This is a genomic window from Dickeya fangzhongdai (genome assembly GCF_002812485.1).
GTDB classification, from domain to species: Bacteria; Pseudomonadota; Gammaproteobacteria; order Enterobacterales; family Enterobacteriaceae; genus Dickeya; species Dickeya fangzhongdai.
Genome location: NZ_CP025003.1, coordinates 4,764,991 through 4,785,937 on the forward strand (window position 1 = coordinate 4,764,991; position 20,947 = coordinate 4,785,937).

The window sequence follows — 20,947 nt, forward strand, 5'->3', positions numbered from 1 at the left end:
GGGGTTGGTACAGCAATGGCACAACAGCGCCGGGAAAAGGCGGTACAGAATACAGGCAAAAAAAAGCCCTCCATCAAGGAGGGCGAAAAGACAGGGATGGTGTCTATGGCAAGGAAAACAGGTTACTTCTCTACACACTACTCTCAGCACTACTCTCACTACTCGGAAAAACACGCATTACTCGGTACTCTCATCCTGCCCCTGACGGGACAGTTCCAAATTCTGGCTACTCGATCCGGATGCCGACATCCGCTGCCGCACGCTCTGCATCGCCTGTTCATGCTTCTGATTCAGAATCGATTTCTGCTCCGGCGTCAGCATGTTGTACATCTGGTTGCTCACCCGGGCTATCTCCACCTGGCGCGCAATCTGCTCCTGAACCATTCTGGCGACCTGCGCCTGCACCGCCGGAGCGTCGAATTTTTCCGCCGTCACCAGCCGATGCATAATTTCCACATCGTTCGCGTCATAGGCTGGCTGCTCATGGCGAACTTGCCGCATCAGATCACGCATTTGCTGGCGCTGATGTTCCGTCAACTTCACACCGTCAAACATGCCCTGCTGACTCTCTTCGCGTTTCATGGCAGAGTCATCGCGATAACAGTTCCCCAACTCGGGGGCGTCGTTTTCAGTCGCCATTACGGTGCCGGTTACCAACATTAGCAGTGAAGCAAAAGATAACGTGATGATGGTGCCCCGCATCAATGACTCCTCTGTAATTCACGTACGGCTTGTGTTTGCGTACGGTGTGACGTGTACTGTTTGGCGAATCGATGGAGTTAGTCTAATTGCCTTGCTGCAAACATGCGTCAGACGATGTAAAACTACGTAAAGTCATGGAATAGCGGCGATCTATGACGTATTTTGCCCGTGGAGGTAGGTAAATCATGAATAAAATCCTGTTGGTTGATGACGATCGCGAGCTGACATCCCTGTTGCGGGAATTGCTCGAAATGGAAGGCTTTAACGTCGTTGTCGCCCATGACGGCGAACAGGCGTTAAGCGTGCTGGATGACTCGATTGACCTGTTATTGCTGGATATCATGATGCCGAAGAAAAACGGCATCGATACACTCAAGGAAGTGCGTCAGCGCTACCAGACGCCGGTGATCATGCTTACCGCCCGCGGCAGCGAGCTGGACCGCGTGCTCGGCCTGGAGTTGGGCGCGGACGACTATCTGCCTAAACCCTTCAACGATCGCGAGCTGGTTGCCCGCATCCGCGCCATTCTGCGCCGCTCCAGTTGGACCGACCAACAACAGGCGGGCGAAGCCAGCGCGCCGACCATCGAGGTGGATGCACTGCGACTTAATCCGGGCCGTCAGGAAGCCAGCTTCGACGACGAAGTGCTGGATCTGACCGGCACCGAATTCACGCTGCTCTACCTGCTGGCGCAGCGCCTGGGTCAGGTGGTGTCGCGCGAACATCTCAGTCAGGAAGTACTGGGCAAGCGCCTCACGCCGTTCGATCGCGCCATCGACATGCATATCTCCAACCTGCGGCGCAAATTACCTGAGCGCAAGGATGGGCTGCCCTGGTTTAAAACCCTGCGCGGCAGAGGCTATCTGATGGTTTCCACCGCATGATTCGGGCTGCCGCTGTATGATCAACAGTCTTACCGCCCGAATCTTCGCCATTTTCTGGCTGACGCTGGCTCTGGTGCTGATGCTGGTGCTGATGCTGCCCAAGCTGGATTCCCGGCAACTCACTCCCCTGCTGGAAAACGAGCAACGGCAGGGGCTGATGCTGGAGCAGCACATTGAGGCCGAGCTGGCGAGCGATCCGGCTAACGATTTGTTATGGTGGCGACGTCTGTTTCGCGTGATCGAAAAATGGGCGCCGCCCGGCCAGCGCCTGCTGCTGGTCACCAGCGAAGGGCGCGTGATTGGCGCCCAGCGTAATGAAATGCAGATGGTGCGCAACTTCATCGGTCAGTCCGACAGCGCCGATTTCCCGCAGAAGAAAAAATACGGTCGGCTGGAATTGCTGGGGCCGTTTTCCGTGCGCGACGGTGAGGACAGCTACCTGATGTACATGCTGCGCCCCGCTAGCAGCCCGCAGTCCGATTTTATCAACCTGCTGTTCGATCGCCCGCTATTGCTGCTGATCGTCACCATGCTTACCAGCTCGCCGCTGTTGCTGTGGCTGGCCTGGAGCCTGGCGAAACCGGCGCGTAAGCTGAAAAACGCCGCCGACGAAGTGGCGCGCGGCAATCTGAAACAGCATCCGGAACTGGAATCCGGCCCGCAGGAATTCCGGGCGACCGGCGCCAGCTTCAACCAGATGGTAAGCGCGCTGGAGCGGATGGTGACGGCGCAGCAACGCCTGTTGTCCGACATTTCCCATGAGCTGCGCACCCCGCTGACCCGTCTGCAACTGGCGACCGCGCTATTACGCCGCCGTCAGGGCGAAGGCAACGAACTGAACCGCATCGAAACCGAAACCCAGCGGCTCGACGGCATGATCAACGACCTGCTGGTGCTGTCGCGCAACCAACACAAGCATGAACTGTCGCGGGAAGAGCTACAGGCGGATGAGCTGTGGAACGATGTGCTGGACGACGCCCGCTTTGAAGCCGAGCAAATGGGTAAAACGCTGGAGGTATTATCGCCGCCTGGTCCCTGGCCGCTGTTCGGCAACCCGACCGCGCTCGATAGCGCGCTGGAAAACGTGGTGCGTAACGCGCTTCGTTATTCGCACAGCCGTATCGCCGTGTCGTTCTCGGCCGATGCACAGGGCGTCACCATTGTCGTCGGCGACGATGGTCCCGGTGTTAGCCCGGAGGATCGGGAACAGATTTTCCGGCCGTTCTACCGCACGGATGAAGCCCGCGATCGCGAGTCCGGCGGCACCGGTCTGGGACTGGCGATCGTCGAAACCGCCATTTCCCAGCATCGCGGTTGGGCCAAAGCCGATGAAAGCCCGCTGGGCGGTTTGCAGCTCACGCTCTGGCTGCCGCTCTACCAACGTTGATAACCTGCCTTTTCGGGCGCGGACACCCGCGCCCGACGTCACATCCATGCCGTCAACCGATTGAGTTTTTTCCCTGCTCGGGTAGAGTGTGAACCTGTGCCGCCGGGCGAATGGCCGCGAGAAATCGCGCGCACCACACCCCGCTGGCAAAAGAAATTATCCCTTCAGTCATGCATGAAGCTGCACATGCCTGATGGAATAAGTTCTTGATGTTGCCTGACACCCTGCACAGGAAAAGGACATGAAAGGATTAGCCTTACTGGCTGGATTCATCGCCACGCTTGTACAGATGCCGACATATGCTTCCGGCGATGGCGTATGCGGTTTTTCCGATGCCGATTGCGGTATGCCCGCGCTTCCCTACCTTCTGCCGGATAACGACACCCGCACCAATCTGGTGTTGCTGCAGAGCAGCCGTAATCATATTCCGCTGCCGATACCTCAGCCGGAGCCGGATCAAACTCGTTCCCGTGTCGACCCGTTCACCGCTTACCGCGTGATGGGGCTGGCCGCTACCGAAGACAACAGCGCCGGCGCGCCGGCCGACCCCAGCGCCCCCTCGGACGACAAAGCCGACGAAGAGAACGCTTCGTTGCTGCAAAAAGCCGCCCAACTGCATTTTCCGGATACCGAACTGAATAAGCTGCGCGACCTGACGCCGGTTGACCTGGATGGGCGTTGGGTTTCCAACGACGCCACCACGCTGGAGAGCTTTTTCGATCTGCTGCTGGCGGACAAGGAACTGAACGACGCCCAGCGCACCCAGTTGGCGCTGGTGCGCATGAAAATGCTGTCCAGCGATTACGGCGTCGGCGACGCCAATACCGATCTGGCCAGCGTACCGGACGCCGGCCACGCCGGCGAACTGCGCCGCTACCTCGCCAACGCGGTGGCATTTTATGAAGGGCAGTTGGATCAGGCGGATAAAGGCTTCCAGCAATTGTTGCCGGCCAGCCAGCCGTGGGTGGCGGAAACGGCCCGTTATATGCTGATTCGGGTATCGATTAATCAGGCGATGAAAGACGCGCAGGACGAATACAACATGTTCGATCCCCGCAAGATGGACAAGGCCGCCGGGAAACAGGCGGTTCAGCGTATCGATGAGTACCTGAAACAGTATCCGCGGGGAAAATACGCCGACTCGGCCAAAGGTCTGTACCGCCGGGCCGAGTGGATCAGCGGCGACACCGTCGCGCTGGCCGGTCGTTTCAGCCAGGTGCTGGCGTCCGCCAAAAGCGTGGATCAGTTGCAGGCCATCGGCAACGAAATTGATAACAAGTTGCTGGAAGACAACCAGTTTGTGAGCTCGGCCGATACGCCGGTCCTGATGCTGGTGCAGGATATCAAACGCCTGCGCAGCCCTGACGGCTGGATGACGCTGCCCGCGCTGACGCAGGAAGAAATCACCCGCCAGCAGCCGCTGTTTGAAAAAGCGGGTATGCAGGAAGAATTCCGCTATCTGCAGGCGGCGTTTCATTACTACCTGCAACGGGACTACGCCGCGGTGTTGAAGACCTTGCCGATGACCACCGCGGACGATATCACCAACGTCACCGCCTTCAGTAGCCAGGTGCTGCGCGGGCTGGCGATGCAACAGCAAAAACAGTGGGACGAGGCGGAAGCGCACTGGCGCCATCTGCTGATGCTGAAAACCACCTACACCCAGCAACAATTCCTGCAACTGACGCTGGCGCAAACGCTGGTGGACAGCGGCCAGCCGGAACGGGTATTCACGCCGGAAAGCCCGGTCAAAAACCTGCGTTTTCGCTCCGCCATCCTGAAAGTCAGCGCCGATGCCGAGCTGTTGCACCGCCAGACCGGCCCTCAGCAGACGCATGAAGAACGCGCCATCGCCCTGCATACGCTGTTGACCAAGCAGCTGACACACCGCGATTACGCCGGTTTTCTGAAAGACAGCGCGCTGCTGAAAACCATCGCACCGCTGAAAAGCACCGAAAACATGAGCTGGAACGAGGAAGACCTGACGGTATTCGGCTGGGACGGCAGCGACACCGAGGAAGGATACGAATGCCCGACGCTACAGGAAACGGTCACAACCCTGAGCCAGAACGCCAGTGACGCCCATGCCCTCAACTGTCTGGGCGAGTTCGTCCTGCGCACCGGCAACGGCGTCGGATTCGACTGGGGCGAAAGCAACATGCTCAACGGCCTGACGGATGCCGCCGCCCAGTATCCAGGCAAGGAATTCAATCGTCTGGACAACTACATGCAGGTGATCGCCGACGCGAAAGCCGCGCCGGAAGACAAGAGTTACGCGCTCTACCGCGCCATCTACTGCTATGCGCCAAGCGGTTACAACGACTGCGGTTCGCAGGATATCAGCAAGGAAACGCGCAAGGCGTGGTTCCGGCAGCTCAAAGCGGACTTTAAAGGCAGCCAATGGGCGCGACAGCTCAAATACTACTGGTAGTCCGTTGTACCGTTGTGCTGGCGAGCCTGCTGTGCCTGAGTTCCACAGCGTACAGCGCCACCGTTAACGCCGCCCGCTATCACGCCTTCTGGCTGTGGGCGGCGGTGCAGCCGCAACCGGTGTTGTCTCAGGCGGACACGCTCTATCTGCATCAGGGGGAAATCGCCCGCCGGAACGGCAAAACCGTATTCCTGCGTCAGGGGATTCCGGTCAGCGCCCTGCCGGTCAGGCATCTCTGGCTGTCGTTTCGGGTTTCCGAGCTGCGCCTTGGCGCACCGGAACTGCGGCGTCTGCTGCAACTGCGGCAGCGTTGGGCCGCCGCCGGCAACCGGGTCGACGGCATCCAGATCGATTTCGACGCCCAAAGCTACCACCTGTCGCACTACGTCGCTTTTCTGCAAACGCTCCGCCAGCAGTTGCCGCCCGACTGTCGCCTGAGCGTCACCGGGCTGCTGGACTGGGCCAAAACCGGCGATGTCCGGCAACTCAATCGTCTGAACGGCGTGGTGGATGAACTGGTGGTGCAGACCTATCAGGGACGGCGCACGGTGGAGAATTACGCCGCCTATCTGCCAACGCTGATGAACCTGAAACTGCCGTTCCGCCTCGGGCTGGTGCAACACGGCAAATGGGATGAACAGTGGCAGCGCCGGCTGTTGGCATCGCCGTTTTACCGCGGAGAAGTGGTGTTCCTGCTCAATCCGATACCGGCGCGCCGTTCTCCCATCCTGCAGCAACGTTGATTCCACGCGCCGGGCGTTCAGTCGTCCGACAGAATCCCCGCCATAAAACGTTCGGTGTCTTCGCGGCTGTGCAGCACGATACGCTGTGGCGTCACGACTCGCTGCGATGGCGCGCACTGCTCAAACACCCGCAGATGCCCGCTGAACGAGCTGTTGCTTTGCCGCTCCCGGTACTCGCCCGCCCAGCGCAGCAATTCGGCCAGCGCCGCTTCGTCGCCGCCACGGCGCAGCCCGCGCTGACGAATATTGGTCAGGCATTCCTCCACCGGGATATCCAGCCAAACCAACGCGGTGGCTTGCTGCACCACTTCCTGCATCAACCAGCCGTAAACCCCTTCCATAATCCAGCATTCAGCCTGCGCCAGCTCCCGAGCCTCGGCTTTGACCAGCACCCGGTCGCGCGCTTTCCCGTAGCCGCCCGGCTCCCAGTTGATCAGATCCAGGTCGATGGCGGGCGCCTGTAGCCGGGCCGCCAGTTGTTCCGCCAGCCAGCTTTTCCCCGAACCGCTATTGCCCATGATCAGGGTGCGCCGCAGCGCAGAAGCAGGTATCGAACAGGTCATCACGCGCTCTCCCGTTGGTCGTTTCGATTGGTTAGTCGTATCGATCAATTGATCTGATCATGACGGGCGTGGCGCGTCAGCGTCGGCCGCCAAACCCATTCTGCCGCCAGGCTTCGTAGCTGATGATCGCCACCGAGTTGGACAGATTCAAACTGCGGCAGTTGGGCTCCATCGGGATGCGGATACGGCATTCCGGTGTGAAGCCGTTGCGGATATCATCCGGCAGACCGGCGGTTTCAGAGCCGAACAGCAGCACATCGCCCGGCTGGTAGTCGGGTTCGTCGTAAGGGCGGCTGCCTTTGGTGGTGCAGGCGAAAATCCGCTGCCCCGCCACCGCCTGGAGAAAGTCCTGATAGTTGCGATGACGGCTGACATTCGCCAGATCGTGATAATCCAGCCCGGCGCGGCGCAGCTTTTTTTCCTCGAAATCGAAGCCTAGCGGTTCGATCAGATGCAACGAACAGCCATTGTTGGCCGCCAGACGGATAATATTGCCGGTATTGGGCGCAATCTGTGGCTCATAGAGCGCGATATGAAACATGATGAAGTCAGGTACGAAAAAAGGTGGGCGTCAGTATAGCCTATTCCACGCTCACGCCCCAGCCGGGGCTGGCGCCGCGAATGGTCTGAAGTGCCACACCTGAATATGCCACACCTGAATGGTGCCCTGAATAGTGTCGCAGAAGGCGGGGACGACGCCCCGATTAACGGCTAGAATAAAGCGGTATCCGACAGCCGTTTCCCCGGAGGAATCATGAAAATAATATCTCCCCTGATGCTGCTCCTGAGCCTGCCGTTGCTGGCGCAGGCCGCCACGCAACAGATATCGCCCCAGCAGCAGCAATTTGAAAACGGCATCAGCAGCCAGAAGCGGCTGCTGCAGGAGATGCAGCAAAATCAGGCGCTGCAGCAACAGCAACTGAATAGCGACATCCAGCAGCGCAGCCGTGAACAGCAGCGCCAGCTGCAACAGCAACTGGAACAGAATCGCCAGCGCATCCAGCAATCCGCTCCGGGCAATACCAACCGGTACTGACGGTTCCAACCAGTAGGACCATTCCAGCCGGTTCCCGCCGCTCACCTCAGGATGGTCGGCGGGTTGCGGAGGGGTTATACCCTCACGCCCATCAGCGTCAGAATCAGCGGTGTGGTAATGCCGGCCAGCGCGGTCGACATCAACAGGCTGGCGGCGACCGGACCGCCCAGCACATTGAATTGCCGGGACATCAGGTAGATATTGACGCCCACCGCCATCGACCCCAGCAGCACCACTACCCGTGTTTCCATCTCCGGCAGACCCAGCGCCACCGCCAGCACCCACACCACCAGCGGCTGCACCACCAGCTTGATAAGACAAATAGCGACGCTGATTTGCCAGCCGTCGCGAATACGGTATTCCGCCAGCCCCATGCCCAGCGCCACCAGCGACAGCGGCACGCCGATCTGACTCAGCATACCGACAGGCTTATCGATGCTATCCGGCAGCGGCAATCCGGTGAGGCTGTAGAACGTGCCGGACAGAATGCCGATGATCAGCGGGTTTTTCAGCACGCCGAGCGCGGTTTTGGTGAACCCCTGCATCGACAGCGAACCGTTGCGCGCCCATTCCACCGAGACGGTCACCAGCGTCCACAGAATCAGGCCGTTGAACACCAGCACCAACGCTACGGACGGAATCGCCTGCGGGCCGAGCATCAGGGTGGCGATCGGCAAACCGAGCATCACGTTGTTGGAGAAAATCCCGCTGAGCGAAAACACCGAGCCGGATACGCCATCCAGCCGAAACACCCGGCTGGCGACAATCCGGCCCAGCACAAACACGATGAGACAGCTGCCAAAGAAGGCGATCAGCAACCGGGCATCCACCGCCGGTCGTTTGGAGAAATCGCACATCATGCGGAACAGCATGGCAGGCAGCGCCACTGAAAATACGAATTTGGTCAGCGCATCGGTTACGGTCGACGGCCAGCGGCCGAAGCGAATCAGGCCATACCCCAGCGCAATCAGCACAAACAGCGGCAGTGAAAGAAAAATCTGGTGCCAGAGAGAAAGAATAAACGTGGGCATCGCCCTTCCTTAAAAAACGCGCGGCTCACCCAGGCGAAGGCTGATGGCTTATCACGACGGCCCAGCAATAGCCCCGTCGGGGGAACGGGCCGGACGCCCGAGGTCATACAGGATACGCCTGAAGAAACACGCCGGTTTATTGGCCGGCGTGGCGCGCTGTCGGGACAGACGACATTCAGCCGGCGTTAATTAAATTGTGGTCCAATCAAATCTATCCGGTCGGTACAGATACAGTCAACGCCCCACTGCAGCAGGATGCGAGCGCGATCCGGTTGATTAACGGTGTACACCAGAATACGCAACCCGGCGTCTTTCAGCAGCCTGATGCGCGCCTCATCCAGCAGTTGGTGATTAAGGTGGATCGACACGCAGCCCAGCCGTTCGGTCAGGATGCGCCAGTCGTCGTCCCACTCGTCCAGCAACAGCCCGCGCGGCAGCTCCGGCGCCGCCTGCTGCGCGGCCTCCAATGCCGCAACCGAAAACGACGACAGCAGCGGCGCGACCGGATGGTTCTGCCACAGTTCGCGCGCGGCCAGCGCCACCACGCGACCGGTCAATTCCTCGCAGCCGGTGGTCGGTTTGATCTCGATATTGGCCGCCAGACCGTACTGTGCGCAACGCTTCGCCACTTCCGACAACAGCGGCAGGCGTTCGCCGTGGAACTGGCGGCTGTACCAACTGCCGACGTCCAGCCCCACCAGCTTGTCCCACGGCAGCTCGCCCGCCACGCCCCAGCCGTTGCTGGTGCGTTCAAGCGTGTCGTCGTGCAACAGGAAAATCTGCCCGTCCTGCGACAGCTTGGCGTCAAACTCAATCATTTTGTGGCCGTGATGCGCGCCGACATCAATCGCCGCCAGCGTATTTTCCGGCGCCAGAGAGCCGCCGCCGCGGTGGGCGACGATAGCAGGATAAGGCCAGTTCGGGATCATGCTTCCATCCGTAATCCGCTTTGCGAATCAAATATATGCCAGGATGCGGCCGGCAGATTGAGCCACAGGGTTTCCCCCACCGCCGGACAATGCTCGTGCGACAGGCGCACCACGATATTCTGCCCCGCCCATTTGCCGTGCGCCAGATTATCCGCGCCCAGCAATTCCAGCGTCTCCACCACCAGCGGCACGCCGCCGGCGTCGGCGGTGGACTGCAAAATGTGCTCCGGGCGCATGCCAAGCGTGACGTCGCGCCCTTGCCATGCCGGTTTTGCGACCGGCAGCGGCAGCGAGAAATCCGCCGACAGCGCGACCCGGCTGCCGTCGGCGCTCACCTGTCCGGCCCACAGATTCATGGCGGGCGAGCCGATGAAGCTGGCGACAAACAGCGACGCCGGTTTGCGGTAAATCTCCGCCGGCGCGCCGATCTGCTCCGCCACGCCTTTGTTCATCACGATCACCCGGTGCGCCAGCGTCATCGCCTCCACCTGATCGTGGGTGACGTACAAGCTGGTGGTTTTCAGCCGTTTGTGCAGCTGTTGCAGTTCAAGGCGCATCTGCACCCGCAGCTTGGCGTCAAGGTTGGACAGCGGTTCATCAAACAGGAATACCGCCGGCTCGCGCACGATGGCGCGCCCCATCGCCACGCGCTGGCGCTGGCCGCCGGACAGCTCGCGCGGCTTGCGGTTGAGCAGCGGTTGCAGTTCCAGAATGCGCGCCGCTTCTTCCACCCGCTGGCGAATCTGCGCTTTGCCGAAACCGCGAATTTTCAGGCCGTACGCCATGTTGTCGTAAACGCTCATATGCGGATAGAGCGCGTAATTCTGGAACACCATCGCAATGCCGCGATCTTTCGGCTCTTTGTCGGTAACGCGTTCCTCACCGATGTAAATATCGCCGCTGGAGGTCTGCTCCAGACCCGCCACCATCCGCAGCAGCGTGGATTTGCCGCAGCCGGACGGGCCGACCATCACCACGAATTCGCCGTCCGCCACATCGAGATCGATCGGCTGAATCACCTGAGTCTTGCCGTCATAGGATTTGGTGACGGCCTGAAGTTTTAAACATGCCATAAGATTCTATTTCTCACTATCAACCAGACCGCGAACAAACCAGCGCTGCATCAGCAACACAATCAACAACGGCGGCAGCATGGTTATCAGCATCGCCGCCATCACCTGGTGCCAGGGCGTAGCGGTGTCGCCGGTGGCGATCATGCTCTGGATCCCGGCCACCGCGGTGCCCAAATGGGGGTCGTTGACGATCAGCAGCGGCCACAGATACTGGTTCCAGCCGTAGATAAAGGTGATGACAAACAGCGCCGCCAGATTGGTTTTGGATAACGGCAGCACCATGTCGAAGAAAAAGCGCATCGGGCTGGCGCCATCGATACGCGCCGCTTCCAGCAGTTCGTCCGGCAGCGTCATGAAGAACTGGCGGAACAGAAACGTGGCGGTGGCGGACGCCATCACCGGCAGCGTCAACCCGACATAGCTGTTGGTCATATGGAGATGGGAAATCACCTCGACCGTCGGGAAAATACGCACCTCCACCGGCAACATCAGGGTGGAGAAAATCATCCAGAAGAACAGGTTACGGCACGGAAAACGGAAATAGACGATGGCGAAAGCCGACAGCATCGAGACGCTGATTTTGCCGATGGTGATCGCCAGCGCCATCACGAAGCTGTTAAACAGCATCAGGCCGAACGGCGCGCTGTTGTTGTCGCCTACCCCGTGCCGCCAGATATCCGCCAGGTTTTCCCACAGGTGGCCGCCGGGCAGTAGCGACATCGGCACCTGGGACATCTGTTCCGAACTCATGCTCGCAGCGACAAACGCCACGTACAGCGGGAACAGCACCACCAGAATGGCGACCACCAGCATGGCGTGACTGAACATATCCAGCCCGCGACGATTCTCAATCATCCGGCTCCCTGTCATTGCAAACCTGCTCATTGATAGTTCACCTTACGCTCGACAAAGCGGAACTGAATCACCGTCAGCACGGTCACCACCAACATCAGTATCACCGACTGCGCCGCCGAACTGGAGAGATCAAGACCGGCGAACCCTTCGCGGTAAATCTTGTAGATCAAGGTAGTCGTGGCCTGCACCGGCCCACCGCCGGTGGCGGCGTCGATCACCGGGAAGGTGTCGAAGAAGGCGTAGGTCAGGTTGACCACCAGCAGGAAAAAACTCACCGGCGAAATCAGCGGCAGCACCAGATTGAAGAAACGGCGCACTGGCCCGGCGCCGTCAATCGCCGCCGCTTCAATCAGCGAGCGGGGAATGGACTGCAACGCCGCCAGGAAAAACAGGAAGTTGTAGCTAATCTGCTTCCATACCGAGGCCAGCACCACCAGAAACATCGCCTGACCGCTGTGCTGAGCGTGGTTCCAGTCGTAACCCCACTGGTGCAGCAGCCAGGTAATCAGCCCCAGACCGGGGTTGAACAGAAACATCCACAGCACCGCCGCCACCGCGGGCGCTACCGCATAAGGCAGAATCAGCAACGTCTGGTACAGGCGGCTAAAACGCAGGGTGTAATCCACCAGCGCGGCCAGAAACAGCGACACGATAAGCCCAGACGCCGCCACCAGAAAACTGAACAGCAACGTGGTGTAAAACGAGCCGAGGTAATAGCTGTCGTGAAACAGATTGGTGAAGTTGTCCAGCCCGACAAACTGACTGGAGAGGCCGAACGGGTCTACGCTCTGCACCGAGTACCAGAGCGCCTGCCCGGCGGGCCAGAGGAAAAAGATCACCGTGATGGCCAGCTGCGGCAGCACCAGCAGGTAAGGCAGCAGGCTGCGGCCAAAAACAGGACGGGAAGCAGTCATGCACAATGCTCTCAGAAAACAGGATTCTCAGAAAACCGGGTTCTCAGAAAAGGGTGGCCGAATCCCTTCGGCCCGGAATACGGTTACTTGTTCGCTTGTTCGAAGCGGCGCAGCAGCGCGTTGCCGCGTTCCACAGCGGCATCCAGCGCCTGCTGCGGGGTTTTCTTACCCGTCCAGACGCTTTCCAGCTCTTCGTCCACGATAGTGCGAATCTGCGGCATATTGCCCAGACGCAGCCCCTTGGTGAACGGCAGCGGTTCCTTGTTCAGCATCTGACGGGTGGCGATGTCGGCGCCGGGGTTCTTGTCATAAAAACCCTGCTGCTTGGTCAGCTCGTAAGCGGCGGTGGTGATCGGCAGATAGCCGGTCTTCTGGTGCCACTCGGCGGCGATTTCCGGCGTCGACAGGAACTGCATGAACTCAGCCACGCCTTTGTAGGTGGCGGCGTCTTTGCCGTTCATCACCCACAGGCTGGCGCCGCCGATAATGGCGTTCTGCGGCGCGCCTTTCACGTCGGCGTCATACGGCATCATAGCCACGCCGTAGTTGAATTTGGCGTACTGACGAATATTGGCCAGCGAACCGGACGACGCGGTGGTCATGGCGCAATCGCCGTTGTAGAACTTCTCGGTCGGCTCGTCTTTGCGGCCGTAGTAGGTGAAGTCCCCTTTCTTGTTCATGTCTTCCAGCATCTGGATGTGTTTGACCTGAACCGGCTTGTTGAACTCCAGCACCGCATCAAGACCGTCGAAGCCGTTGTTTTTGGTGGCGATCGGCAGGCCGTGCCAGGCGCTGAAGTTCTCAATCTGAATCCAGCCCTGCCAGCCGCTGGCGTAGCCGCATTTCATGCCGGACGCGCGCAGTTTGGCGGTGTACTCAGCCATCTGCTGCCAGGTTTTCGGCGGCTGTTCCGGGTCCAGACCCGCTTTTTTGAAGGCGTCTTTGTTGTAGTACAGCACCGGGGTGGAGCTGTTGAACGGCTGAGACAGCAGGTGTCCGGTTTTGGAATCGGAGTAATAACCGGAGACGGTCGGCACGAAGATTTTCTCGTCGTACGGCACGCCGGCATCTTTGAACACCTGATACACCGGCTTGACCGCCTTGCTGGCCATCATGGTGGCGGTGCCCACTTCGTACACCTGCAGGATAGCCGGCGCATTGCCGCTGCGGAACGCGGCGATACCGGCCGCCAGGCTCTGCTCGTAGTTGCCTTTATACACCGGCACGATTTTGACGTCGCTGTGCGTCTGGTTAAAACGGTCAGCCAGAGAATTAACGGTTTTACCCAGTTCTCCTTCCATCGAATGCCAGAACGGGATTTCGGTAACAGCCTGCGCTTGTGCGCTGGCGGCTAACGCCATAATGACAACGGCGGCGGTTTTACGGATAGCGTGCTGAAACATGCTGTCTCCTGAGATCATGTGGGTGCTGATCATTGCGGATGCTGATAATTGTTGGCGCCATGAGCGAAAAAGCGCGTTTTATGTTCGGCTGTAACATGACACGCCCGGATGACAGAAAAATAACTGCATCATGACAACCGGATGACAAGTGCATACGATTGCAGCGGGGAGAAAAACCGGCAGTAAACCGATACGACAGGTGATTATTTTTTATAAAATAATCATGACATTATAAAAAACAACCTTACGCCAGGATGATGGGCAGGAACGCCCACAAGAATACGGACTGCGCATCAACGCCGCACCCGATGGCATTTTATTTCCCGCGGTCGGTCAGCGTCGCTTCGCTAAATCCGTTAATAGAGCAATCCCCAGATAGTTACTCCAGTTAAAAGCGTTTTGCAGGACGACAATTGCGTTGCCATTTTGCTTATCAAAGCCGATAAAACTGGAATACCCGCCGATTATCCCAGCGCCGCACCTCTCGCCGGAGCCGCTTACCATCGCGAGCCAATCACGGCGACGCATTATCCGGCTATCGTCATCGACACACCCTTGCGGTAAAAACGCGATCGGAATTGCAGAAATACCACCGGAAATTATTCTTTTGATACTTTATTTGAAAAGTTTATATATTGCATTCGACAAACCAATCTCTATTCCTTACTCTTATTAACCAATAAGCTCCACTATAAACTTCAATTCCAGTTACTTTCTTATATTAATTATTGGAGTTAAAGATTCTTGTTATCGATTTTTATAAGACCATTACCTCTCTATCTATTTAAAAAGCAATCGTAATAAACAGGAGATCTGTCGGCTGACCCACAAAAATTATTCACATGAAATAGAACTAACCCAAATTATACACACATAGAGCTATTTCCATTTTACCTCCTGGACGAGGTCCCGAATAAACGCATGGAATACACGACGTAAGGATATCTATGAACGCGCTGAAAAAAATAAAACTGGGCACCATGTTGAGTGCCGGATTCGCTCTCGTCATCGTGATTGGTCTGCTGGTAGCGACATTTGGCCGAACCCAACTGGCGGGGCTGGGGGACGACATCGATCACCTCTCCTCCACCACACTCACCAACATGATGCTGATTCAGGAAGCCAAAACCGGCTTCGACACCAATTCCCGTCTGGTGCGTAATATTGCGCTCAGTAACGATCCTGAACGCATCGCGCGCGAGAAGCAGCTGATCGACCGGCAAATCGCCCGCAACACCGAGGTGCTTAAACAGTTATCGGAACGGCTTGATACACCGGAAACCCGTGATCAGCTTAACCAGTTGACGCAGGCGCGCCCCGCTTACCTGCAGGCATTCAATAATGCGGTGCAATTGGGTATTTCCGGCCAGCCAGAGCAGCGCGATCAGGCCCGTGAACTGATTCTCAACGACATGCAGACCGCCCAGAACGGCGTCTTCCGGGCGCTGGACAACATGCTCGACTTCCAGAAAAAAATCACCATGAACGTGGTGGCGGATTCCATGCAAAACGCCCGTTCAGACGGCACGGTAATGCTGGCGCTGGCGCTGGCCGCCGCGGTGCTCGGCGCGCTGACCGCCTGGCTGATCACCCGCACCGTCAAAGGCCAGCTGGGCGGCGAGCCGATTTACGCCGCGGCGGTTGCCCAGCAAATCGCCGACGGCAATCTGGCCTTTAATGTCGAACTGCGCGCGGGCGACAATCACAGCGTACTGGCAGCCATGAACGACATGCGGGAAAAACTGGGGCAGATCGTCACCCAGGTACGCCAGAGCAGCGAATCCATCGCCACCGGCGCCAGCGAAATCGCCGCTGGCAGCACCGACCTGAGCCAGCGCACCGAAGAACAGGCCGCCAGCCTGCAACAAACCGCCGCCTCTATGGAGCAGATGAGCCAGACCATCCGCCAGAACGGCGATACCGTGCGCACCGCCACCAAACTGGCGCAATCGGCCAGTTCAACCGCCGCCAAAGGCGGTGAGGCCGTCAACAATATCGTCCGCACGATGGAAAACATTTCCGTCAGCTCGCACAAAATCGGCGACATTATCAGCGTCATCGACGGCATTGCCTTCCAGACCAACATTCTGGCGCTCAACGCCGCGGTGGAAGCCGCCCGCGCCGGCGAGCAGGGCCGCGGCTTTGCCGTGGTGGCGGGCGAGGTGAGAAATCTGGCCCAACGCTCCGCTTCCGCCGCCAAGGAAATCAAGGAGTTGATCACCGCCAGCGTCGAAACGGTGGAAGCCGGTTCAACGCTGGTGGGCGAAGCCGGGTCCACCATCGACGAACTGGTGAAACAGGCGCGCCACGTGGCGGATTTGATTGGCGAAATCGGCGTGACCACTCACGAGCAGGAATCCGGTATTTCGCAGATTAACGATGCGGTTAACCAGCTCGATCAGGTCACCCAGCAGAACGCGTCTCTGGTGGAAGAGTCGGCCAGCGCCGCCGACAGCCTGAGCGATCAGGCCGCGCGGCTGGTGGAACTGATGAGCATATTCACTATTCAGAATGCGTTTAACAGCCAGAGCGACTTGCTGCAAAAACCGGGAACCGGGTTGAAAAAACCAACGCCATCCAAACTGGCGCTGGCGAGCAACGCCGGCAACAGCAACTGGGAACAGTTCTGAGTTTACCTTTCCCCTGACCGCCGCCGTTACGGTGGCGGTTTCTTTCGAATTTAGCCCCTGACGACCGAAGTCTTCACACCAAAAAGGTCAATAAAGCGACCAGCACCCCGGCAGCATGAAAGATGGTGGGTATAGCGAATATCTATTACTCAACCAGTGCCATTTTGGTTATTTATATCCTGACCTTACCAGCCACGACGCCACACAGCCGCCGACAGCCTTCAGGCCTAACGAAGCGTCGCCGCGGCGCATAACAATATCAGCGTTTTATTGTTCTTTTTTGCTATGCATTGATCCGCCATGCCATTGGCGCTGTTACCTCAACCGCTCAGGGGGGACGCATGACTACATTCAGTAATACCGGCTTCAGGAATATCAGCTTCAAAAACATCAGGCTTTCCACCCGGCTCAACTCGGGTTTTGCGTGGGTGATCGTAATCGGTTTTCTTATTGCGTTATTCGGTCAATTCCAGCTACGAAAACTGAGCACCGACATGCAGTTGCTGTCGAAATCACACATGGTGACGTTGCTGCAGTTGGAAAGAATAAAAGACCACCTCAATGATGCCGCCCGCCGGGTACGCAACATCGCGCTCCTGAATGACAAAACGCAGCGAGAGCAGGAAAAACAGCGGCTGGATGAAACCAACGCCAGCATGACGAAGCTGGTCGGGCAAATCGTACAGGCCGCTGACGACCCTGACATGCAGCGAGGGCTGCAACAGCTCGACCAGTTTCGTCCCGCCTATAGCGAAGCGATGAACAACGCGGTGGAAGCGGGTATGGCGGGGCATCCGGTGCAAGCGCGCAATATTATTGTCGCCGACCTGCAAAAAGCGCAGGAAGGAATTTTCACCACGCTGGATAAAATGATCGACGACCAGTCCTCGCTAACCTTGTCGATGGCCAACGACGCCGAGCGGCAGGCCAATCAGGCGGGGTTGCTGATGCTGGCGCTGGCGTTGGCAGGCTGCGTTATCGGCGGCGCCACCGCCTGGTATTTGAGCCGCTACATCCGGCGCCAGCTGGGCGGCGAACCCCAGTACGCCGCCCGCATCGCCCAGGAAGTCGCACAGGGAAATCTGGCGGTCAGCGTAGACCTCGCCCGCCACGACCAACAGAGCCTGCTGGCTTCGATGCATGCCATGTGCGACAGTCTCGGCCGCATCGTCGGCCAGGTGCGTCAGAGCAGCGAATCCATCGCCACCGGTTCGCAGCAGATAGCGATGGGCAACGCCGACCTCAGCCAGCGCACCGAAGAGCAGGCCGCCAGCCTGCAACAAACCGCCGCCTCGATGGAGCAAATCAGCCAGACCATCCGTCAGAACGGCGAAACCGTGCGTGAGGCCGCCCAGCTCGCCACCACCGCCAGCGACACCGCCGCCAAAGGCAGCGACGTCGTGGGTAACGTTATCCGCACTATGGACGACATTACCGCCAGCTCGCGCAAAATCGGCGACATTATCAGCGTCATTGACGGCATCGCTTTCCAGACCAATATCCTGGCGCTTAACGCCGCGGTGGAAGCCGCACGCGCCGGCGAGCAGGGCCGCGGCTTTGCGGTAGTGGCCGGCGAGGTACGCTCGCTGGCGCAGCGCTCCGCCTCCGCCGCCCGGGAAATCAAAGAGCTGATTACCGAGAGCATGGAAAAAGTGGAAAGCGGCTCGCAACAGGTTGGTCACGCCGGCACCACCATGGACGATATCGTGACGCAGGCGCGTCGCGTCGCCGATCTGATCAGAGAAATCGGCGCCACGACCACCGAACAGGAATCCGGCATCGGCCAGATTAATCAGGCGGTCAACCAGCTCGATCAGGTCACCCAGCAGAACGCCGCGCTGGTGGAGCAGTCCGCCAGCGCCGCCGACAGCCTGAGCGATCAGGCCCGCCATCTGGTGGAACTGGTACAGGTATTTGCGATCCGCGGCAGCGAAATCGCAGCGCCGCCGCACGTAATCAACCGCCCTGCGCCCCGGCTAAAACCGGCGGCATCACTGGCAACGGTTAATAACAGTGGCTGGGAAGCATTCTGAACCATCAGGCCATGACCCGTATATATTTCGGGACATGGCCTAAATAGCCACACAAAAAATATTGTTTTAATAATTGCGAATAAATGTCATTGGCGAATCTCAAAAAGGATTGTTTTTTATATCACCATAACTTTTTATATCACTACAAAATGCAGGCCTTTAATTGGGGATTTATTTTTTTGTAACTTCCACTAAAAAATTGCTTCTAATTACGTTAATAAAAAAGTCATTGAGTAATAAGAAAAACTTTTATCACGATTTATCGACAAACGCATAAAAACCCTCCATACTGCAATTTGTTCAGGAAGAGCATTCATTTCAGGTATTAAAAATACCCGAAGATAACTTTTATACATTTCTTATCTTGATTAGAATTATTAATCAATTAGTAAATTAACGGTTTAATACACACCTGCAGGCCAGCCTTTCCCTGACGAAGAATTTTCGCCAACGGTCTTGTTATTGCCTGAAACACGCTACGGAAGCCAATATCTATACCCCAAATTAATTCGAGTTGCAGGAAAAGGCAGAGTTGAGCGCGGCTTACCGCAGCCCCGAAGAGGCGAGGCCATGAACATGAATAGGCCGCTAACCCAGCCAATGTGCCTGCAACGTGAAGAATGATGGGTATATCAGGGATAAAAATAAATCTTATATAAATAAGGTGACGCTATGCGTTTTTTTAAAGACATGAAACTCGGATCCATGTTAGGCACCGGATTCACCCTGGTTATTGCGATCGGTTTTCTGGTCGCCATTTATGGTCAGCTTCAGCTTCGTCAACTCAGTGGGGATATCCAGTCACTATCAAAAGAACGCATTACCAATTTGTTGTTGATACAGGAATACAAAGACAACCTGAATATCGCAGCGCGGGTTATCAGAAATATTGCTCTGCTTTCCGACCCCAAACAGATGGCTACGGAAAAACAGCGTATTGATGCGATCATCCCAAGAAACAGCGAAATTATCGCCATCTTGCGTAAAACCTCGGTGACACCGGAACAAAACGCCCTGCTCGACCAACTAGAGCAAAAGCGCCCGGCCTATCTGGAAGCGGTCAGGAAAACCATTGAACTGGGCTTATCGAATCAACCGGACAACGCGAGAAATCTGATTCTGGGTGATGTGCGTAGCACACAGGATGCCCTGTTCAAAGTGATAGAGAACATGCTGACCTACCAGAAAAACGCGACCTCTACGGCAGCTGACAGCTCGGAATCGCAAGCCGACAACGCCGGTATATTGATGTTGTCGCTGGCGGCGCTGATTGCCGTCGCCGGCAGTCTGATCGCCTGGCTGATTACCCGCCGCATCAAGGGGCAACTGGGCGGCGAGCCGGCTTACGCCTCACATATCGCGCAACAGGTGGCGCAGGGCGACCTGTCCGTCGATGTCATACTGAAAACCAGCGACCACCACAGTCTGCTGGCCGCCATGTGTGCGATGCGCGACAGCCTCAGCCACATCGTCGGCCAGGTGCGTCAGAGCAGCGAATCCATCGCCACCGGTTCGCAGCAGATAGCGATGGGCAACGCCGACCTCAGCCAGCGCACCGAAGAGCAGGCCGCCAGCCTGCAACAAACCGCCGCCTCGATGGAGCAAATCAGCCAGACCATCCGTCAGAACGGCGAAACCGTGCGTGAAGCCGCCCAGCTCGCCACCACCGCCAGCGACACCGCCGCCAAAGGCAGCGACGTCGTAGGTAACGTTATCCGCACTATGGACGACATTACCGCCAGCTCGCGCAAAATCGGCGACATTATCAGCGTCATTGACGGCATTGCCTTCCAGACCAATATCCTGGCGCTTAACGCCGCGGTGGAAGCCGCCCGCGCCGGCGAACAAGGCCGCGGCTTTGCGGTGGTGGCTGGCGAGGTACGCTCGCTGGCGCAGCGCTCCGCCTCCGCCGCCCGGGAAATCAAAGAGCTGATTACCGAGAGCATGGAAAAAGTGGAAAGCGGCTCGCAACTGGTCGGTCACGCCGGCACCACCATGGACGATATCGTGACGCAGGCGCGCCACGTCGCCGATTTGATCAAGGAAATCGGCGTCACGACCACCGAGCAGGAATCCGGCATCAGCCAGATTAATCTGGCGGTCAACCAGCTCGATCAGGTCACCCAGCAGAATGCCGCGCTGGTGGAGCAGTCCGCCAGCGCCGCCGACAGTCTGAACGATCAGGCCCGCCATCTGGTGCAGTTGATGAATGTATTTGTGGTCGCGGGAAATCACCGGCAAGACGAACACGCCGCGTATCCTCCCCGTGCCGATTTACGTCTGGCGCTGACATCACGCTAACCTACCGATCTGATTCATACCGTGGGGAAGCG

17 protein-coding genes and 1 pseudogene are annotated in these 20,947 nt (G+C 58.0%); 8 read left to right on the forward strand and 10 right to left on the reverse strand.

From position 1 onward, the window contains the following. Positions 1 to 177: 177 nt before the first annotated feature. Entirely contained in the window at positions 178 to 702 is a 525-nt protein-coding gene (gene cpxP, locus CVE23_RS21400; RefSeq protein ID WP_100850296.1) for a cell-envelope stress modulator CpxP, read from the reverse strand. A 185-nt stretch (positions 703 to 887) separates the two neighbouring features. Here cpxP and cpxR point away from each other — a divergent pair, with 185 nt between their 5' ends. From cpxR to CVE23_RS21420, 4 genes are all read left to right on the forward strand, one after another. Then, complete coding sequence (gene cpxR / locus CVE23_RS21405) at positions 888 to 1,586, forward strand: envelope stress response regulator transcription factor CpxR (protein WP_038664473.1); 699 nt, start codon at positions 888 to 890, stop codon at positions 1,584 to 1,586. Between the two features lie 16 nt (positions 1,587 to 1,602). After that, complete coding sequence (cpxA, locus tag CVE23_RS21410; protein ID WP_038917467.1) at positions 1,603 to 2,973, forward strand: envelope stress sensor histidine kinase CpxA; 1,371 nt, start codon at positions 1,603 to 1,605, stop codon at positions 2,971 to 2,973. 241 nt (positions 2,974 to 3,214) lie between these two features. Continuing rightward, positions 3,215 to 5,404 carry a PA5441 family protein gene (locus CVE23_RS21415; RefSeq protein WP_100850297.1) on the forward strand — a complete coding sequence of 730 codons (2,190 nt, stop codon included), beginning with the start codon at positions 3,215 to 3,217 and terminating at the stop codon, positions 5,402 to 5,404. Continuing rightward, complete coding sequence (locus tag CVE23_RS21420) at positions 5,374 to 6,147, forward strand: DUF3142 domain-containing protein (RefSeq protein WP_038917465.1); 774 nt, start codon at positions 5,374 to 5,376, stop codon at positions 6,145 to 6,147. Before CVE23_RS21415 ends, CVE23_RS21420 begins: the two co-directional genes overlap by 31 nt. Before the next feature lie 17 nt (positions 6,148 to 6,164). Here CVE23_RS21420 and CVE23_RS21425 read toward each other — a convergent pair whose 3' ends face one another. Both CVE23_RS21425 and CVE23_RS21430 read right to left on the reverse strand, forming a co-directional pair. Further along, positions 6,165 to 6,710 (reverse strand): P-loop NTPase family protein, encoded by a 546-nt coding sequence (locus CVE23_RS21425; protein WP_100850298.1) that lies wholly within the window; start codon positions 6,708 to 6,710, stop codon positions 6,165 to 6,167. A 76-nt stretch (positions 6,711 to 6,786) separates the two neighbouring features. Further along, the gene (locus CVE23_RS21430; protein WP_038664459.1) at positions 6,787 to 7,251 is read right to left on the reverse strand and encodes a tRNA (cytidine(34)-2'-O)-methyltransferase; all 465 of its coding nucleotides are present in this window, start codon (positions 7,249 to 7,251) and stop codon (positions 6,787 to 6,789) included. 213 nt (positions 7,252 to 7,464) lie between these two features. Here CVE23_RS21430 and CVE23_RS21435 point away from each other — a divergent pair, with 213 nt between their 5' ends. Continuing rightward, on the forward strand, positions 7,465 to 7,746 hold the full coding sequence (locus CVE23_RS21435; RefSeq protein ID WP_039695771.1) for a DUF2756 domain-containing protein: 282 nt from the start codon (positions 7,465 to 7,467) through the stop codon (positions 7,744 to 7,746). 74 nt (positions 7,747 to 7,820) lie between these two features. Here the strand turns inward: CVE23_RS21435 and CVE23_RS21440 are convergent, their stop codons facing one another. The 7 genes and pseudogenes from CVE23_RS21440 to CVE23_RS21470 form a co-directional block, all read right to left on the reverse strand. After that, complete coding sequence (locus tag CVE23_RS21440; RefSeq protein ID WP_038664453.1) at positions 7,821 to 8,777, reverse strand: AEC family transporter; 957 nt, start codon at positions 8,775 to 8,777, stop codon at positions 7,821 to 7,823. A gap of 185 nt (positions 8,778 to 8,962) precedes the next feature. Then, the gene (gene ugpQ / locus CVE23_RS21445; protein ID WP_100850299.1) at positions 8,963 to 9,706 is read right to left on the reverse strand and encodes a glycerophosphodiester phosphodiesterase; all 744 of its coding nucleotides are present in this window, start codon (positions 9,704 to 9,706) and stop codon (positions 8,963 to 8,965) included. Beyond that, positions 9,703 to 10,779 (reverse strand): sn-glycerol-3-phosphate import ATP-binding protein UgpC, encoded by a 1,077-nt coding sequence (locus tag CVE23_RS21450; protein WP_049853771.1) that lies wholly within the window; start codon positions 10,777 to 10,779, stop codon positions 9,703 to 9,705. Before CVE23_RS21450 ends, ugpQ begins: the two co-directional genes overlap by 4 nt. A 6-nt stretch (positions 10,780 to 10,785) precedes the next feature. Beyond that, complete coding sequence (gene ugpE / locus CVE23_RS21455) at positions 10,786 to 11,634, reverse strand: sn-glycerol-3-phosphate ABC transporter permease UgpE (protein WP_100850300.1); 849 nt, start codon at positions 11,632 to 11,634, stop codon at positions 10,786 to 10,788. A 26-nt stretch (positions 11,635 to 11,660) separates the two neighbouring features. Further along, positions 11,661 to 12,548, reverse strand: coding sequence for a sn-glycerol-3-phosphate ABC transporter permease UgpA (ugpA, locus tag CVE23_RS21460; RefSeq protein ID WP_038664443.1), 888 nt, complete (start codon positions 12,546 to 12,548; stop codon positions 11,661 to 11,663). An 83-nt stretch (positions 12,549 to 12,631) separates the two neighbouring features. Continuing rightward, the gene (gene ugpB / locus CVE23_RS21465) at positions 12,632 to 13,951 is read right to left on the reverse strand and encodes a sn-glycerol-3-phosphate ABC transporter substrate-binding protein UgpB (RefSeq protein ID WP_038664440.1); all 1,320 of its coding nucleotides are present in this window, start codon (positions 13,949 to 13,951) and stop codon (positions 12,632 to 12,634) included. Between the two features lie 333 nt (positions 13,952 to 14,284). Beyond that, positions 14,285 to 14,422, reverse strand: a pseudogene (locus tag CVE23_RS21470) (serine hydrolase domain-containing protein); the annotation flags it as partial. 476 nt (positions 14,423 to 14,898) lie between these two features. Between CVE23_RS21470 and CVE23_RS21475 the strand changes: the two are divergent. The 3 genes from CVE23_RS21475 (at position 14,899) to CVE23_RS21485 (ending at position 20,915) form a co-directional block, all read left to right on the forward strand. Continuing rightward, positions 14,899 to 16,581, forward strand: a complete 1,683-nt coding sequence (locus CVE23_RS21475) for a methyl-accepting chemotaxis protein (protein WP_100850301.1) — start codon at positions 14,899 to 14,901, stop codon at positions 16,579 to 16,581. A 341-nt stretch (positions 16,582 to 16,922) separates the two neighbouring features. Then, positions 16,923 to 18,614 (forward strand): methyl-accepting chemotaxis protein, encoded by a 1,692-nt coding sequence (locus tag CVE23_RS21480; RefSeq protein ID WP_100850302.1) that lies wholly within the window; start codon positions 16,923 to 16,925, stop codon positions 18,612 to 18,614. A gap of 672 nt (positions 18,615 to 19,286) precedes the next feature. Further along, entirely contained in the window at positions 19,287 to 20,915 is a 1,629-nt protein-coding gene (locus tag CVE23_RS21485; protein WP_100850303.1) for a methyl-accepting chemotaxis protein, read from the forward strand. Positions 20,916 to 20,947: the final 32 nt, after the last annotated feature.

Bases quoted from the DNA above. Each gene is read 5' to 3' on its own strand.
- cpxP (WP_100850296.1), bottom strand. From the start codon at position 702: ATGCGGGGCACCATCATCACGTTATCTTTTGCTTCACTGCTAATGTTG.
- cpxR (WP_038664473.1), top strand. From the start codon at position 888: ATGAATAAAATCCTGTTGGTTGATGACGATCGCGAGCTGACATCCCTG.
- cpxA (WP_038917467.1), top strand. From the start codon at position 1,603: ATGATCAACAGTCTTACCGCCCGAATCTTCGCCATTTTCTGGCTGACG.
- CVE23_RS21415 (WP_100850297.1), top strand. From the start codon at position 3,215: ATGAAAGGATTAGCCTTACTGGCTGGATTCATCGCCACGCTTGTACAG.
- CVE23_RS21420 (WP_038917465.1), top strand. From the start codon at position 5,374: ATGGGCGCGACAGCTCAAATACTACTGGTAGTCCGTTGTACCGTTGTG.
- CVE23_RS21425 (WP_100850298.1), bottom strand. From the start codon at position 6,710: ATGACCTGTTCGATACCTGCTTCTGCGCTGCGGCGCACCCTGATCATG.
- CVE23_RS21430 (WP_038664459.1), bottom strand. From the start codon at position 7,251: ATGTTTCATATCGCGCTCTATGAGCCACAGATTGCGCCCAATACCGGC.
- CVE23_RS21435 (WP_039695771.1), top strand. From the start codon at position 7,465: ATGAAAATAATATCTCCCCTGATGCTGCTCCTGAGCCTGCCGTTGCTG.
- CVE23_RS21440 (WP_038664453.1), bottom strand. From the start codon at position 8,777: ATGCCCACGTTTATTCTTTCTCTCTGGCACCAGATTTTTCTTTCACTG.
- ugpQ (WP_100850299.1), bottom strand. From the start codon at position 9,706: ATGATCCCGAACTGGCCTTATCCTGCTATCGTCGCCCACCGCGGCGGC.
- CVE23_RS21450 (WP_049853771.1), bottom strand. From the start codon at position 10,779: ATGGCATGTTTAAAACTTCAGGCCGTCACCAAATCCTATGACGGCAAG.
- ugpE (WP_100850300.1), bottom strand. From the start codon at position 11,634: ATGATTGAGAATCGTCGCGGGCTGGATATGTTCAGTCACGCCATGCTG.
- ugpA (WP_038664443.1), bottom strand. From the start codon at position 12,548: ATGACTGCTTCCCGTCCTGTTTTTGGCCGCAGCCTGCTGCCTTACCTG.
- ugpB (WP_038664440.1), bottom strand. From the start codon at position 13,951: ATGTTTCAGCACGCTATCCGTAAAACCGCCGCCGTTGTCATTATGGCG.
- CVE23_RS21475 (WP_100850301.1), top strand. From the start codon at position 14,899: ATGAACGCGCTGAAAAAAATAAAACTGGGCACCATGTTGAGTGCCGGA.
- CVE23_RS21480 (WP_100850302.1), top strand. From the start codon at position 16,923: ATGACTACATTCAGTAATACCGGCTTCAGGAATATCAGCTTCAAAAAC.
- CVE23_RS21485 (WP_100850303.1), top strand. From the start codon at position 19,287: ATGCGTTTTTTTAAAGACATGAAACTCGGATCCATGTTAGGCACCGGA.